Raw genomic sequence first — 14,588 nt, forward strand, 5'->3', positions numbered from 1 at the left:
CTAACCGGACGGGTGTTCCGGAAACGAACCGGACCAGCACTGTTGGCCGGATCGGCACTCTTGCGATCCGGCCGGATCTATGCGTTCGACGTTCGGCCCGGTCAGACCGGTGGCCAAGGGATCGCCGGCCACTGTCCCGAGGGTTTCGGATGCGTCCCCGTACGCAGCATCAGCGCCACTCGAGCGCGTACGGCGTCCAGTTCCACGGGCGTGATCAGTTCGGCCAGCCGGGTGGCGAGCGGGGCCGGCGGGGTCAGCTGCGCCTCCAGGGAGGCCAGGACCGAGCGCGCCTCGTCGGTGAGCGGCTCCCCCGCCCAGCCCCACAGCAGGGTGCGCAGCTTGTCCTCGGTGTGGAAGGTCACGCCGTGGTCGATGCCGTAGAGCCTGCCGTCGGGCGCGGGCAGCAGGTGCCCGCCCTTGCGGTCGCCGTTGTTGATCACGGCGTCCAGTACGGCCATGCGGCGCAGCCGGGGGTCGTCGGCGTGCACGAGCAGGGCCGTGCGCCCCTCGCCGACCTCGGCGAACGCGACCGGTTTCCACCCCTCCCCCGCCTCCTCGCCCTCGATCAGCGCGAGCAGGCCGTCCTCCGGGGATTCTCCGGCGTCGATCCAGTGTTGGACCATGCCCTCCCCGTACGGGCCGTCGCGCAGCACCGTCGTGGGGACGAGGCCCCAGCCGGTGGCCTCGGAGACCAGGTAGGCGGCGCGCTCGCGCCGGGCGAGATTGCCGTCGGGGAAGTCCCACAGCGGGCGCTCGCCCTTGACGGGCTTGTAGACGCACTCGGCGCTGCGGCCGTCGTAGGCCACCGTGCAGAGCAGGACGGCGTTCGACGCCTCGGCGATGCGGCCGCGGACCGTCAGCTCACCTCGGGTGAGCAGCTCCTCCATGGGGTTCGGGGTCACGGCGCTCACACCTGGCGCCGGTACCCGTTCTGACGCGGACACACGTGTCCCTCCGGGTCGAGCGGCAGGCTGCACAGCGGGCACGGCGGGCGGCCGGCGTTGACCACGTCCAGGGCCCGCTTGGCGAAGGCGCGGGCCTGCGCGCCGGACAGCCGCACCCGCAGCATGGGCGGGCCGTTCTCCTCGTCCTGGAGCAGGCGTTCCTCCGCCTCGGCCAGATCCTCTTCCGAGTCGGCGTCGAGTTCGACGAGGGCCTGCGCCTCGACGATCATGCGCTGTTCCTCGCCGTCCCAGGCGAGCGCCATGGTGCCGACGCGGAACTCCTCCTCGACGGGGACGTCGAGCGGGTCGGTGTCGGCGGACTCGGTGGAGGCGACGGCGGGGACGGGGGCGTTGCCCCCGGTGCGGCGCACGACCTCGTCCAGCAGCTCGTCCATCCGCTCGGCCAGGGCCGCGACCTGCGTCTTCTCCAGGGAGACGCTGGTGACGCGGGCACCGGCGGACGCCTGGAGGAAGAACGTACGGCGTCCAGGCAGACCGACCGTGCCGGCCACGAAGCGGTCCGGCGGGTCGTAAAGGAACACCTGACGGGGCACGTCCAGTCTCCAAAGTCTTCTGAGGCGGGATGGGGTGGAACAGGGGTCTGGCGAAGTGGCGGGGCCGTGCTCTTGTGTTGGCCCTGCCACCCTACTGCGCCGTTCGATCAGGCCGCGCCCGCGCCGCCGCCCACGACGGCGTTGCCGCCGCGCTCGGCCTCGGACTCGGCGCTCGGCGCCGGCCGGGGGGCGAGGCCGGCGAGGTCGCCGGTGTCGCCGAGGCGCAGCAGGAAGGGACGGGTGGGGGTGTAGCGGATGGCGGTGACCGAGCAGGGATCGACGTGGACGCGCTGGAAGAGGTCGAGGTGCATCCCGAGCGCGTCGGCGACCAGGGACTTGATGATGTCGCCGTGGGAGCACACGAGGAAGACGGCGTCGGCGCCGTGCTCCTCCTCGACGCGGGTGTTCCACTCGCGTACGGCGTCCACGGCGCGCGCCTGCATGGCGCGCATGGACTCGCCGCCGGGGAAGGCGGCGGCCGAGGGGTGCTGCTGGACGATCCGCATGAGGGGCTCGTCGGCGAGTTCGGAGAGCTTGCGGCCCGACCAGTCGCCGTAGTGGCATTCGCCGATCCGCTCGTCGGTGTGCTCCTCCAGCCCCGGGCGGGCGGCGAGCAGCGGGGCGAGGGTCTCCCGGCAGCGCTGGAGCGGGCTGGTGACGACGGCCGCGAGGGGGATGCCCTCCAGGCGCGCGGGCAGGGCGGCGGCCTGTTCGGCGCCGCGTTCGTCAAGGGCTACTCCCGGCGTCCAGCCGGCGAGCAGACCCGCGGTGTTGGCGGTGGACCGCCCGTGTCGTACGAGGATCAGCGTGGCCATGGCCTCACCCTATGCGGTGGCGGCGACGTGCGGACCGGGCCGGCTCGGGGGAGAATGCCCCGCGTGATTGTCGACTGCGCGATGTACCGGGACGGCCGCCGCTCGCCGGCGCCCGACGACTTCTCGGACGCCCTCGACGAGGCGCGCGCCAGTGGTGACGCCTTCGTCTGGATCGGGATGCACGAGCCGACGGCCGCGGAGTTCGACCACGTGAGCCGCGAGTTCGGGCTGCACGCGCTGGCGGTCGAGGACGCGCTGACGGCCCACCAGCGGCCCAAGCTGGAGGTCTACGACGATTCGCTGTTCGTCGTCCTGAAGCCGGTGGTCTACGACGAGGCGTCGGACACCGTCACCGCGAACGAGCTGATGGTCTTCGTGGGCGACTCCTTCGTGGTGACCGTCCGGCACGGCGAGGGGGCCGCGCTCGCCGCCGTACGCCGGCGCCTGGAGCAGGAGCCGGAGGTGCTGCGGCACGGGCCCACGGCGGTGCTGTACGCGGTGTCCGACGCGGTCGTGGACCACTACATCGAGGTGGCGGCCGAGCTCCAGGGCGACCTGGAGGAGCTGGAGGCGGAGGTCTTCGCGCCGACCGCCTCGGACTCCAAGAACACGGCCGCGCGCATCTACACGGCGAAGCGCCAGGTGCTGGAGTTCCGCCGGGCCACCAGCCCGCTGCTCCAGCCGATGGACCGACTGGCCTTCGGGCAGGTGCCGTTCGTGCACGAGCACTCCCAGCCCTTCTTCCGCGACGTCGCCGACCACCTGACCAAGGCGAACGAGTACATCGAGGGCCTGGACCGGCTGCTGTCGGACGCGTTGGCCGCGCACCTGGCGCAGATGGGCGTGCGGCAGAACGACGACATGCGCAAGATCTCCGCCTGGGCGGCCATGGCCGCCGTCCCGACGATGGTCGCCGGCATCTACGGGATGAACTTCGAGCACATGCCGGAGCTGACCTGGAGCTGGGGCTACCCGGCGGTGGTGGTGCTGATGGTGGTCGTCTGTCTGAGCCTGCACCGGATGTTCAAGCGCCGCGGCTGGCTCTGAGGGCTTCGCCCGCTACGCGAACCCGTGCGCGGTGGTGGGGCGGCCGCCCAGGGCGTCCCTGCGCTCGGGCGGGCGCAGGCGGACCATGCGGTGCCAGCCGCCGAAGCGCTCGTACGCGTACATTCCGCGGATGCCGGCGGCCAGCGCGGCGGCCTTGGGCGCGGGCCAGCGCAGCAGCCGGCCCATGTGGTCCATGACGGCGAGGCTGACGTCGCGGTAGACGGCGATCTCGGCGAGGGCGCTCTGGCGCAGGACCCGCTGGATGGTCCGGCCGTGTCCCCGGCGGGCCAGGCGCAGCAGCTCCTCGTGGCAGTAGGCGAGGTGGTTGTCCTCGTCGTCGCTGATCATGCGGATGGCCTTGCCGAGTTCCGGGTCGTCGCCGAAGTGGCGTACGAGCATGATCATCTCCTCGGCGGCGCGCTGCTCGGTGACCCGGCTGTGCGCGAGGTAGACGACGATGTCCTCCTCGCTCAGCGGCTCCTCGCGGCGCAGTTTGTCGTGCGCGAGGCCGATGCCGCGGCGTTCGAGCAGCATCGTGTAGTCGGTCTCGGGCGGCACGGGGACGGCGGGCAGACCGCGCTTGCGCAGCAGGGCCTGGAAGATGCGACCGTGCTTGTCCTCGTCGGCGCCGTGTCGGGTGATCTTGGGCGCGAGCTCGCGCATGCCCTCGGGGACCAGGGCGGCGATGCGGGCGTTCTCCCAGCCGCCCTGCGACTCCCCGTTGGCGGCGATGGAGCAGAACAGCTGGAAGGAGTCGTCGTGGTCGACGATCTCCCGGAACAGGCTGCGGGCAGAGAGCATGGAACGAGTCAAATCCGGATGGAGCGGACCGGCAACCGTGCGGTACCGCCACTCGGCCGAACGAACGAACCGAGCGGCGGCGCCCGGGGCGTAACCCCGGGAGCGGGCCGCGCGTTGTGGGGGTGTCGGCCGTGGCGGGGAAGACCCCCGAGCCCCCACCACGGCCGCAGACCTTCCTTCGTCCGGGCGCAGGGGCGTAGAGCCCTACGCCAGGCCCGCCAGTTCCAGGGCCTCCGTGCCCGCGCGCAGGGCCGCCAGGCGCTCGTCCCGGGTGAAGCCGGCCGGGGCGAGCGTGAGGGTGGTGACGCCGGCGTCCGCGTAGGCCCGCATCCCGTCCGCGATCCGCTCCACGGAGCCGAGCAGGGTGGTCGAGTCGATCAGCGAGTGCGGGACGGCGGCAGCCGCGCCCGTCTTGTCGCCGGCCAGGTAGCGGGTCTGGATCTCGGCGGCCTCCTTCTCGTACCCCATGCGCTGGGCGAGCTGGTTGTAGAAGTTCTGCTTGGCGCTGCCCATGCCGCCGACGTACAGGGCGGTGTACGGGCGGAACATGTCCGCGAGCCCGTTCACGTCCTCGCCGAGGGCCAGCGGCACGGTCGGGCAGACGTCGAAGCCGTCCATGGTCAGCCCGGCCTTCTCGCGGCCCGCGCGGATGTGCCGCAGGGCCGTCTCCTCCAGGTGCTCGGCGGCCGGGAAGATCAGCAGGGCGCCGTCGGCGATCTCGCCGGTCTGCTCCAGGTTCTTCGGCCCGATGGCGGCGATGTAGAGCGGGATGTGCTCGCGCTCCGGGTGCACGGTCAGCTTGAGCGGCTTGCCGGGGCCGCCGGGCAGCGGGAGCGTCCAGTGCGCGCCGTCGTAGGAGAGGCGCTCGCGGGTCATCGCCTTGCGGACGATCTCCACGTACTCACGGGTGCGCGCGAGGGGCTTGTCGAACTTGACGCCGTACCAGCCCTCGGAGACCTGCGGGCCGGAGACGCCGAGGCCCAGGCGGAAGCGGCCCTTGGTGAGAGAGTCGAGGGTGGCGGCCGTCATGGCGGTCATGGCCGGCTGACGGGCCGGGATCTGGAAGATAGCCGAGCCGACGTCGATGCGCTCGGTCTGGGCGGCGACCCAGGCGAGGACGGTGGCGGCGTCGGAGCCGTAGGCCTCGGCCGCCCAGCAGACGTCGTAGCCGAGGCGGTCCGCCTCCTGCGCGACGGCGAGGTTGTCGGCGTCCATGCCCGCACCCCAGTAGCCGAGATTGATACCGAGCCTCATGTGTCGTCCCCTTACGATGCGGTTCACGCGGTGCGTTGTACCCGTGAGTAACGTGAGTCTGCGGGGACTGTAGCGCGCCCGACGGCGCCGCGTCAGTGCCCCAGTAGTCTCAGCGCTCATGGAGCAGAGGCATCTCGGCCGCACCGGACTGCGCGTCTCCCGGATCGGCCTCGGCACCCTGACCTGGGGCCGCGACACCGGCGAGGAAGCCGCCGCCGAGCAGTTGAAGACGTTCTGGAACGCGGGGGGCACGCTCGTCGACACCGCCGACGTGTACGGCGGCGGCGAGGCCGAGTACCGGCTCGGGCAGCTGGTGGGCTCCCTCGTCCCGCGCCGGGACCTGGTCATCGCGACGAAGGCCGGCAGCGTGCCGGACCCCGACCGGCGGTTCAACGGCTCGCGCGGGTACCTGCTCGCCGCCCTCGACGACTCGCTCGACCGCCTCGGCACCGACCACGTCGACCTGTGGCAGGTCCACGCGTTCGATCCGGCCACCCCGCTGGAGGAGACCCTCCAGGCGCTGGACCTCGCCGTCGCCAGCGGCCGGGCCCGCTACGCCGGGGTGTCCAACTTCAGCGGCTGGCAACTGGCGAAGGCCGCCACCTGGCAGTTGGCCGCCCCCGGCACGCGGACGCGGCTCGCCTCGACGCAGATGGAGTACTCGCTCCTCCAACGCGGAGTGGAACGGGAGGTGCTGCCCGCCGCCCTCGACCTGGAGGTCGGGCTGCTGCCGTGCTCGCCGCTCGGGCGCGGGGTGCTCACCGGCAAGTACCGCGACGGCACGCCCGCCGACTCCCGGGGCGCGTCGGAATCCCTGGCCGCGCTCGTGGAGCCGTACCTGGACGAGGCCGCCGGGCGGATCGTGGACGCGGTGGTGACGGCCGCACAGGGCTTGGGCGTGACGCCGCTCCAGGTGGCCCTGGCGTGGATCCGGGACCGGCCGGGGGTGGTGGCGCCCATCGTCGGCGCCCGGACGTCCGCGCAGCTGGGGGAGGCGCTGTCGGTGGAGGCCCTTAGTCTTCCGGAGGAGATCTGCCGGGCTCTGGACGACGTGTCGGCGCCCGTGCACCGCTACCCCGATCAGGACTGGAGCACGTTGTGAGTACGGACCCCGAGGCCACCGACCCGGCCGGCCCCACCGCCGCCCCCGAGGCGATCGAGGGGCCCGAAGCAGCCGCCGCTCCACCCGGCCACGAAGCCCCGGAGACCCGGTCGCCCAACGCCCCAGCCCCGCAGGCCGAAGCGGAAGCGGAAGCCGCCGCCGACGACGCGGGGGCCGGGCCGGGCCGGGGCGAAGCCGCCGGCGACCAGGCAGCCGGGGCGGCCGACAGCGCGACCGGAACCGGCGAAGCGGAAGCCGGCGATGGCGAGGGGGAAGCCGGGCCGGGCCGGGGCGAAGCCGTGGGCAGCCAGGCGGCCGCAGCGGGCGAAGGCGAGGCGGGAGTCGGCGACGGGGAGGCCGGGGCGGGGCAGGGGGAGGCTGCCGGCGACCAGGCGGCTGGGCAGGCGGGGGTGAGTGAGGCGCAGGCCGAGTTGGCGGCGCAGCGGGTGGAGCGGGAGCGCATCGCGCGGCGGAAGGCCGAGCGGGAGGCTCCGGTCGAGGCGGGCGGGAAGCTCAGCGGCAAGGCCGCCGATCTGCTGGCCGCCGTACGGGCCGTGGAGGCCGGCGCGAAGCCGCCCGCCGTCTTCTTCGACGAGGCTCCGGCCACGCCCCGCAAGGCGGCCCCCGCTCCCCCACCGCCGCCCCGCCCGGCTGCCGCGCCGCCCGCCCCGGAGCCCTCCGAGGCAGAGGTGGCCGACGTACGGGCCGTCCTGGCCCGCGGTGGCGCCCCGAGGCGCTGGCCGCCCCGGCCGCGCTGGCGCTGGGCGAGGCGCCGCCGGGCGGCTCGCCGAGGACCCCTGGCAGCTGCTCGCGTTGCCCGGCGTGCGCCCCGCGCAGGCCGACGGCTTCGCGCAGGCCCTGCTGGGCCCCGAGGCCGGTCCCGCCGACGAGCGGCGCTCCGCCGCCCTGGTGACCTGGCTGCTCGCGCAGGCCGCCCTCAAGGGGCACACCGCCCTGGAGGCCCCGCTGTTGGAGAAGGCCCTGACCCAGTACGGCGTTCCGGCCCCCGCCGAGGCCCTGGAGGCGGCCATCGGCGACGGCGCGGTGCTCGTGTTCCACGAACCCCTCGGCGAGCCCGTCGGGGAGGACGAGGAGCAGCCCGTACGCCTCCTCGTGGGCCTGGAGGAGTACGCCCTGGCCGAGGAGAGCCTCGCCGACGGCCTGGCCCGGCTGTCCGCGACCTTCACCGGCGCGGCCGACCCGGGCGCGCCCGCCGCCACCGGCCCCGGCGCCGAACTGGCCCGCGCCGTCGCGGCCCACGGCCTGGTCCTGCACACCGGCGGCGAGGCCGCCCGCGCCGAACCCCTGGCCCTGGTGGCGGCGCCCGGGAGCGGGGCTGCGCGTCTGCGCGGCCGCGCACGTCGCCGCGCCGGGCGTCGTCACCGTCGCGGGGCTGCTCGCGGGCACGGAGGGGCCCGGCCGGGACGCCGAGGGCCGCTTCGACCTCGACCTCCTCGTCGTCCTGGACGCCCCGCAGCTCGACGTGGAGACGGCCGCGGCCCTGGTGGAGTCCGTACCGGACGGGGCCCGTCTGGTGCTCTCCGGCGACCCCGGGGTGCTCGGCTCGGCCGGGCCCGGCCGGGTGTTCGCCGATGTCCTGGCGGCCCGGACGCACCCGCAGGTGGTCTCGCGCACGCCCGACCCCGGCCCCCTCGGCGAACTGGTCTCGGGGATCGGGATCGGGGAGCTGAACCAGGTCGACGCCCCCGGCAAGGAGGTCGTCATCGTCCCGGTGCGGGACGCCGGCGAGGCCGTGCACCGCACGGTGCAGCTGGTCGCCGAGTCGGTGCCGCGCGCCTTCGGTATCGCCGCGGACGCCGTACGGGTGATCACCCCGGGCCACGGCGGTGCGGCGGGCACCCGGGCGCTGAACGCGGCCCTCAAGGAGCGGTTGAACCCCGGCCCCGGCCGGTTCGGCGGCTTCGACCCCGGCGACCTGGTGGTCCACGTACCCTCCCCCGGGCGGGCGCTGCCGGCCCGGGTGGTGTCGGCCGACGAGCGGGGTCTGCACCTGGAGGACGCGGCGGGCGCGCGGATGGTCGTGGCGCGGGAGCTGGTGGAGGCCCGGGTGCGGCACGGCCGGGCGCTGACCGCGCACCAGGCGGCCGGCGCGCGCTGGCCGGCGGTGGTGGTCGTCCTGCCGGGGGACGCGGCGCAGGCCCTGTCCCGGGACTGGGTGTACACGGCCTTCGGCCGGGCGCAGCGGCACCTGTCGGTGGTGCACGGCGTCGACCAGGCGCTCGCGCACGCGGTGGCCCAGGTGCCGCCGAAGCCGCGTACGACCCGCCTGACGGGCCTGCTGCGGGCCCTGGCGGCGGCGCAGCAGGAACCGCCCGCGTAGGACGGACCGGTGGCCCCCGCCCGGCGGCGGGCGGGGGCGACGGGCTACCGCTCAGGCGGGGGTGAGCCCCGGCTCGGTGGTGTCCTCGACGTCCACGTCGTCGGCGTCGTCCTCGAAGAAGTCCGGCTCCTCGTCGTCGAAGACGGCGCTCACGTCGAAGCGGTGCAGGACGTCCTGCGGGTCGGTCTGCCCGAAGGGCGAGCCGAGCCACTCCCCGGGTTCGGCCATTTCCTCCAGGGCGGCGATCCACAGGGTGGAGTCGCCCTCGTCGAGGCCGAACTCCTTGTAGCGGGAGGCGATCTCGTCGGGCTCGTACTCCCCGAAGAGGACCCCGAGGGCTCCGGCGGTACCGCCGTCGTCGACGAGTTCGGCGTCACGGTCGTGCGCGGCGACGCGTTCGGCCTGGGCGATCAGTCGGGCCGGCTCCACGACGGCGTAGTCGCGGCGGATGAGCACGCTGAAGGCGGCGGGCTCGGCGGGACCGGTGTACGGGACGCCGTCCTCGGGGGTGGGGATCTCGAAGGGGGTGACCTCGTCGTAACGGTCGTAGAGGAGTTCGTCGTACTCCTCGGCGGCGGCGGCGAGTTCGTTGAAGGCGGCGTAGACGGCCGGATCCTCGTCCCCGATCCTGCTCTCGACCGCGGCGAGGTGACGGTCGAGAGCGGCCTTGACCGCCTCGGCGGCGGCGCGTACCTCGGCAACAGTGGGCAGAGCGGCATCAGACATAGTGCAGACGCTATCCGTAGCGGGGCTCTGCCCGCACAATAGATGCGATGCCGGAATACGAATTCGTCGACGTGTACGTGCCTCGCGGTGTTCCCCGCCAGGAGGCGACCCGACTGTTGACCGACCATGCGGAGTACGGGCACTGGGAGCTCGACCGCCTCACCCTGCACCGGGACGGCAGCCGCCGCGTACGGTTGCGCCGCCGGATCATCCGCCAGGTCCGGGCGACGTGGTGACGCGGGCCCCGGCAGCCGGGACCCGCGTCGTGAGTCCGCGTCAGGCCGCTTGGCGGGCGCGGCGGTAGAGCACGGCTCCGGCCAGCAACAGGCCGCCCGCGAGCGGAATCCCGGCCGTCAGGGCGTCCCCGGCGCCGGTGGCTGCGAGGCTGGGTGCCTGGACGTCACCGCTCCGGCCCGTGTCGGGCGTGTGCCCGGCCGGGGTGGTGGGGGTGTGCGTGGCCGGGGTTGCCGGAGTGCTCGGGGTGGCCGGAGTCCCGGGTGTTCCGGGCGTGCCCGGCTTTCCCGGAGTCTGGCCGCCGCCGGGCTGCTGACCGCCCGGGGTGCCGGGCGTCTGACCGCCCGGCGTCTGACCGCCGGGGGTCTGACCACCGGGCGTCCCGGGGTTCTGTCCGCCCGGCGTGCCGGGGTTCTGGTTGCCCGGCGTTCCCGGCGTGCCCGGGTTCCCCGGCTGTTCCGGGTGGCCGGGGTGTTCCGGGTGACCCGGCTTGCCCGCGTCGTTGGCGCAGCTGTTGCCGAAGGCCGGGTTCAGCAGGCCGATCACGTCGATCGTGTTGCCGCAGACGTTCACCGGAGCGTTCACCGGTGCCTGCACGTTGTTCCCGGACAGCACGCCCGGTGAGTTCGCGGCCTGCCCGGAGGCGCCGGCGTCCGCCTGCGCCTGACCACCGGCCAGTGCGAGGACACCCCCCGCGGCCGCCATCGTGATCAGTGTCTTCCTCGTGACCTGAACCGGTCGTCGCATCTGTACTCGTCCCCTGGTGTGTGCGGGTTTCGGCCAGGCTCCCCTGCCTGATGTGCCGAAAAGTGAGATTCCGGGCCCGAAAGCCCGGCGGCCCCGGAACGCTGGAATGCGTCCCGGGGCCAGAACTTTCCGTCGCGTCAGGCGTTGACGCAGGTGTTGCCGAAGGCCGGGTTCAGCAGGCCGATCACGCTGACCGTGTTGCCGCAGGCGTTGATCGGGACGTGGACCGGAACCTGGACCAGGTTGCCGGACAGGACGCCGGGGGAGCCGATGGCCGCACCCTGGGCACCGGCGTCGGCGACGGCCAGACCCGCACCCGCGAGAACCAGACCACCGGTGGCAGCCGCAGCGGCGACAACCTTCTTGAGCATTGTTCCTCCTAGTAGGCAAGTGCGGTCCCAGCCGCGGACCGCACCACCTGTAACGAGGAGGGTTCACCAGGGCTACGAGCGTATGAGCGCATTCACTCTTCTCAGTGGAATGCGCACACCTTCGCGATTCTTCGGCGTTACGCCTCGTCGATGAATCGATCGAGCACGCGAACGCCGAACTTCAGGCCCTCGACCGGGACGCGCTCGTCTACTCCGTGGAACATGCCCGCGAAGTCGAGTTCCGGGGGCAGTTGGAGCGGGGCGAAGCCGAAGCAGCGGATGCCGAGGTCGTCGAAGGACTTCGCGTCGGTGCCGCCGGACAGCATGTACGGCACGGCCCGCGCGATGGGGTCCTCCGCCTTCAGGGCGCCCTGCATGGCATCGACCAAACGGCCGTCGAAGTCCGTCTCCAGGGCCTTGTCCCCGTGGACGTCCTCGCGCTTCACGCGCGGGCCGAGGATCCGGTCGAGGTCGGCGAAGAACTCGTCCTCGTAGCCCGGCAGGAAGCGTCCGTCGACGTGCGCCGTGGCCTGGCCGGGGATGACGTTGACCTTGTAGCCGGCGCCGAGCATGGTCGGGGCGGCGGAGTTGCGCAGCGTCGCGCCGACCATCTTGGCGATGCCGCCGAGCTTGGCGAGCGTGGCGTCCATGTCGTCGGGGTCGAGCGGGGTTCCGAGCGCGTCGGAGAGTTCATCGAGGAAGGACCGTACGGTCTTGGTCACGCGCACCGGCCACTGGTGGCGGCCGAGGCGGCCGACGGCCTCGCACAGCTCGGTGATGGCGTTGTCGTTGTTCGTCATGGAGCCGTGGCCCGCGGTGCCCTCCACCGTGAGGCGCATCCAGTGCATGCCCTTCTGGGCGGTCTCCACGAGGTAGAGGCGCAGGTTCTCGTTGACCGTGAAGGAGAAGCCGCCGACCTCGCCGATGGCCTCGGTGACGCCCTCGAAGAGGCCGGGGTGCTTGTCGACGAGGTGGCGGGCGCCGTAGACGCCGCCGGCCTCCTCGTCGGCCAGGAAGGCCAGCACGATGTCGCGGGGAGGCTTGCGCCCGCTGCGCATGCGGTCGCGTACGACGGCCAGCGTCATCGCGTCCATGTCCTTCATGTCGACGGCGCCGCGGCCCCACACGCAACCGTCGGCGATCTCGCCCGAGAAGGGGTCGTAGGTCCAGTCGGCGGCGTTGGCCGGAACCACGTCGGTGTGGCCGTGGATCAGCAGCGCCGGGCGGGAGGGGTCCTCACCCTCGATGCGCGCCACCGTCGAGGCGCGGCCCTTGTGCGATTCGAAGATCTGCGGCTCCAGCCCGACCTCGGCGAGCTTCTCCGCGACCCACTCGGCCGCCTTGCGTTCGCCGGGGCCCGAGTGGTCCCCGTAGTTGCTGGTGTCGATCCGGATGAGGTCCCGGCAGAGGTCGACGACCTCGTCCTGGCCGGAGATGCCCTTGCCCGCGCCTGTTGAGCTCACGCTGCTTCCTCCCACTGATCGGTACCGGCTGCCTGCCCTCCATCCTCGCGCGCCGGGCCCGTCTCCCCAAGGCCGAACGCCGGCCACCGGGGGGTGTGATCGAGGACCCCGAGTGTTTGGTAATGTTTTCCACGTCGCGGCGGCCCGGAAGGGACGCGAGAGACACACCCGGTCCGGGTGGCGGAATGGCAGACGCGCTAGCTTGAGGTGCTAGTGCCCTTTATCGGGCGTGGGGGTTCAAGTCCCCCCTCGGACACAGCAAGGCAACACGAGAAGGACCCCGCTTCGGCGGGGTCCTTCCTCGTTTCCCCCCGACACCCGGCGTGACGGCGGACCTGGAATGTTTGGTAATGTTTCCCTCGTCGCAACGGCCCGGAAGGGACGCGAGAGACACACCCGGTCCGGGTGGCGGAATGGCAGACGCGCTAGCTTGAGGTGCTAGTGCCCTTTATCGGGCGTGGGGGTTCAAGTCCCCCCTCGGACACAGCAAGGCAACACGAGAAGGACCCCGCTTCGGCGGGGTCCTTCTTCGTTCCCCCCGACACCCGGCGTGACGGCGGGTCCGGGTGTACGACGAGGCCCCCGGGGTCGGGAGGGATCCCGGCCCCGGGGGCCTCGTGTGCGTGCGGGAAGGGGTCAGTCGCGGGGGGCGGCCAGTTCGGCGACCCGGCGGCGGACCAGGAACCAGCCGCCCACCAGGGCGGCGGCGATGGCCGGGAGGAACATGACCGTGGTGCGGCCGACGCCGCCGTCCATCCACATGAGCACCAGGACGGTCGCCAGGAAGATCAGGGTGACGATCTGGGTGTACGGGGCCCACGGGAGGCGGTAGGACGGACGCTCGACCAGGCCGTTGCGGGAGCGCTGCCAGAAGAAGAGCGAGCAGAGCATGACCATGGCCCAGGTGCCGAGGATGCCGATGGAGGCCAGGTTGAGGACGATCTCGAAGGCCTCGCCGGGCATCCAGTAGTTCAGGCCGACGCCGGCGACACCGAAGGCGGCGGTGAACAGGACGCCGCCGTAGGGGACCTTGCCCTTGTTCATGACGCCGGTGAACTTGGGGGCGGAGCCGGACATGGCCATCGAGCGCAGGATGCGGCCGGTGGAGTAGAGGCCGGAGTTCAGGCTGGAGAGGGCGGCGGTCAGGACGACCAGGTTCATGATGCCCGCGGTGCCGGGGATGCCGAGCTTGTCGAAGACGGTGACGAAGGGGCTCTGGTCGGCCGAGTAGGCGGTGTACGGCAGCAGCAGGGCGAGCAGGACCACGGAGCCGACGTAGAAGAGGCCGACGCGCCACATGATCGAGTTGATCGCCTTCGGCATGATCTTCTCGGGGTTCTCGGTCTCGCCGGCGGCGACGCCGCAGAGCTCGACGGAGGCGTACGCGAAGACCACGCCCTGGACGACCAGGAGCATCGGCAGGACGCCGGTGGGGAAGAGACCGCCGTTGTCGGTGATGTTGGCGAGGCCCGGGGTGGTGCCGCCGATGTCGTGGCTGGTGGCGACGAGGTAGATGCCGACGATCAGGAAGATCACCAGGGCGGCGACCTTGACCAGGGAGAACCAGAACTCCATCTCGCCGAAGTACTTCACCGAGATCAGGTTCGCGGTGAGGACGACGGCCAGGGCGATGAAGGCGAGCACCCACTGGGGGACGTCGGTGAACATCGACCAGAAGTGGGCGTAGGTCGCGGCGGCCGTGATGTCCGCCACGGTGGTGGTGGACCAGTTGAGGAAGTAGAGCCAGCCGGCCGTGTAGGCGCCCTTCTCCCCCATGAACTCGCGCGCGTAGGAGACGAAGGCTCCGGAGGACGGGCGGTAGAGGACCAGCTCGCCGAGGGCGCGGACCACGAAGAAGGCGAAGACGCCGCACACCGCGTAGGCGATGGCCAGCGAGGGACCGGCGCCGGCGAGGCGGCCACCGGCGCCCAGGAACAGGCCGGTGCCTATCGCCCCGCCGATCGCGATCATGTTGATGTGGCGGGACTTGAGGTCCTTGCTGTAGCCCTCGTCACCTGCGTCGACGGGGCGGGCGGGCGCCGCGGCGGGGGCCTCGGTCAAGGTGCGGTCACTCATACGGGACTTCGCCTTCGTGGGTGGGACAGGCAGGTTTCGGCGGCGGCGCGCGGGGAGCTGGGTGGTGTCCCCCGTGCCGCCTTCCGGTGAGTTTGTCGCCCCAGGAGACCATG

The 14,588-nt window shown here is 72.7% G+C and carries 13 protein-coding genes, 2 tRNA genes and 1 pseudogene; 6 read left to right on the top strand and 10 right to left on the bottom strand.

Annotation, left to right across the window (positions count from 1 at the left end; genetic code table 11):
* Positions 1–101: 101 nt before the first annotated feature.
* The 3 genes from M4D82_RS07595 to M4D82_RS07605 form a co-directional block, all read right to left on the bottom strand.
* Entirely contained in the window at positions 102–887 is a 786-nt protein-coding gene (locus M4D82_RS07595; RefSeq protein WP_249771556.1) for an SCO1664 family protein, read from the bottom strand.
* A gap of 20 nt (positions 888–907) precedes the next feature.
* On the bottom strand, positions 908–1,498 hold the full coding sequence (locus M4D82_RS07600; protein WP_249765302.1) for a DUF3090 domain-containing protein: 591 nt from the start codon (positions 1,496–1,498) through the stop codon (positions 908–910).
* Between the two features lie 107 nt (positions 1,499–1,605).
* A complete protein-coding gene (locus M4D82_RS07605) occupies positions 1,606–2,313 on the bottom strand; it encodes a histidine phosphatase family protein (RefSeq protein WP_249765303.1) in 708 nt (235 codons plus the stop codon).
* 54 nt (positions 2,314–2,367) lie between these two features.
* Here M4D82_RS07605 and corA point away from each other — a divergent pair, with 54 nt between their 5' ends.
* Complete coding sequence (gene corA, locus M4D82_RS07610) at positions 2,368–3,360, top strand: magnesium/cobalt transporter CorA (RefSeq protein ID WP_249765304.1); 993 nt, start codon at positions 2,368–2,370, stop codon at positions 3,358–3,360.
* Positions 3,361–3,372: 12 nt separating this feature from the next.
* On the opposite strand, the gene M4D82_RS07615 is transcribed toward corA, so the two are convergent.
* Both M4D82_RS07615 and M4D82_RS07620 read right to left on the bottom strand, forming a co-directional pair.
* Positions 3,373–4,161, bottom strand: coding sequence for a ferritin family protein (locus M4D82_RS07615; RefSeq protein ID WP_249765305.1), 789 nt, complete (start codon positions 4,159–4,161; stop codon positions 3,373–3,375).
* 204 nt (positions 4,162–4,365) lie between these two features.
* Positions 4,366–5,415, bottom strand: coding sequence for an LLM class F420-dependent oxidoreductase (locus M4D82_RS07620; RefSeq protein ID WP_249765306.1), 1,050 nt, complete (start codon positions 5,413–5,415; stop codon positions 4,366–4,368).
* A 118-nt stretch (positions 5,416–5,533) separates the two neighbouring features.
* Here M4D82_RS07620 and M4D82_RS07625 point away from each other — a divergent pair, with 118 nt between their 5' ends.
* Positions 5,534–6,517 (top strand): aldo/keto reductase, encoded by a 984-nt coding sequence (locus M4D82_RS07625; RefSeq protein ID WP_249765307.1) that lies wholly within the window; start codon positions 5,534–5,536, stop codon positions 6,515–6,517.
* 53 nt (positions 6,518–6,570) lie between these two features.
* Positions 6,571–8,858 (top strand): annotated as a pseudogene (locus tag M4D82_RS07630) (helix-hairpin-helix domain-containing protein).
* 51 nt (positions 8,859–8,909) lie between these two features.
* Here M4D82_RS07630 and M4D82_RS07635 read toward each other — a convergent pair.
* On the bottom strand, positions 8,910–9,584 hold the full coding sequence (locus M4D82_RS07635) for a hypothetical protein (RefSeq protein ID WP_249765308.1): 675 nt from the start codon (positions 9,582–9,584) through the stop codon (positions 8,910–8,912).
* A gap of 47 nt (positions 9,585–9,631) precedes the next feature.
* Between M4D82_RS07635 and M4D82_RS07640 the strand changes: the two genes are divergently transcribed.
* On the top strand, positions 9,632–9,820 hold the full coding sequence (locus M4D82_RS07640; RefSeq protein ID WP_249765309.1) for a DUF5703 family protein: 189 nt from the start codon (positions 9,632–9,634) through the stop codon (positions 9,818–9,820).
* A 40-nt stretch (positions 9,821–9,860) separates the two neighbouring features.
* Here the strand turns inward: M4D82_RS07640 and M4D82_RS07645 are convergent, their stop codons facing one another.
* From M4D82_RS07645 to M4D82_RS07655, 3 genes are all read right to left on the bottom strand, one after another.
* The gene (locus tag M4D82_RS07645) at positions 9,861–10,523 is read right to left on the bottom strand and encodes a chaplin (protein ID WP_249765310.1); all 663 of its coding nucleotides are present in this window, start codon (positions 10,521–10,523) and stop codon (positions 9,861–9,863) included.
* A gap of 179 nt (positions 10,524–10,702) precedes the next feature.
* Positions 10,703–10,936 carry a chaplin ChpH gene (gene chpH, locus M4D82_RS07650; protein ID WP_249765311.1) on the bottom strand — a complete coding sequence of 78 codons (234 nt, stop codon included), beginning with the start codon at positions 10,934–10,936 and terminating at the stop codon, positions 10,703–10,705.
* A 137-nt stretch (positions 10,937–11,073) separates the two neighbouring features.
* Positions 11,074–12,399, bottom strand: a complete 1,326-nt coding sequence (locus tag M4D82_RS07655) for a M20/M25/M40 family metallo-hydrolase (protein ID WP_249765312.1) — start codon at positions 12,397–12,399, stop codon at positions 11,074–11,076.
* Between the two features lie 171 nt (positions 12,400–12,570).
* Between M4D82_RS07655 and M4D82_RS07660 the strand changes: the two genes are divergently transcribed.
* Positions 12,571–12,655: transfer RNA gene (locus tag M4D82_RS07660), tRNA-Leu, on the top strand.
* Between the two features lie 143 nt (positions 12,656–12,798).
* Positions 12,799–12,883 (top strand) — tRNA-Leu (locus M4D82_RS07665).
* Between the two features lie 152 nt (positions 12,884–13,035).
* Here the strand turns inward: M4D82_RS07665 and M4D82_RS07670 are convergent.
* Entirely contained in the window at positions 13,036–14,475 is a 1,440-nt protein-coding gene (locus M4D82_RS07670) for an amino acid permease (protein ID WP_249765313.1), read from the bottom strand.
* Positions 14,476–14,588: the final 113 nt, after the last annotated feature.

The organism is Streptomyces sp. RerS4 (genome assembly GCF_023515955.1).
GTDB lineage: Bacteria > Actinomycetota > Actinomycetes > Streptomycetales > Streptomycetaceae > Streptomyces.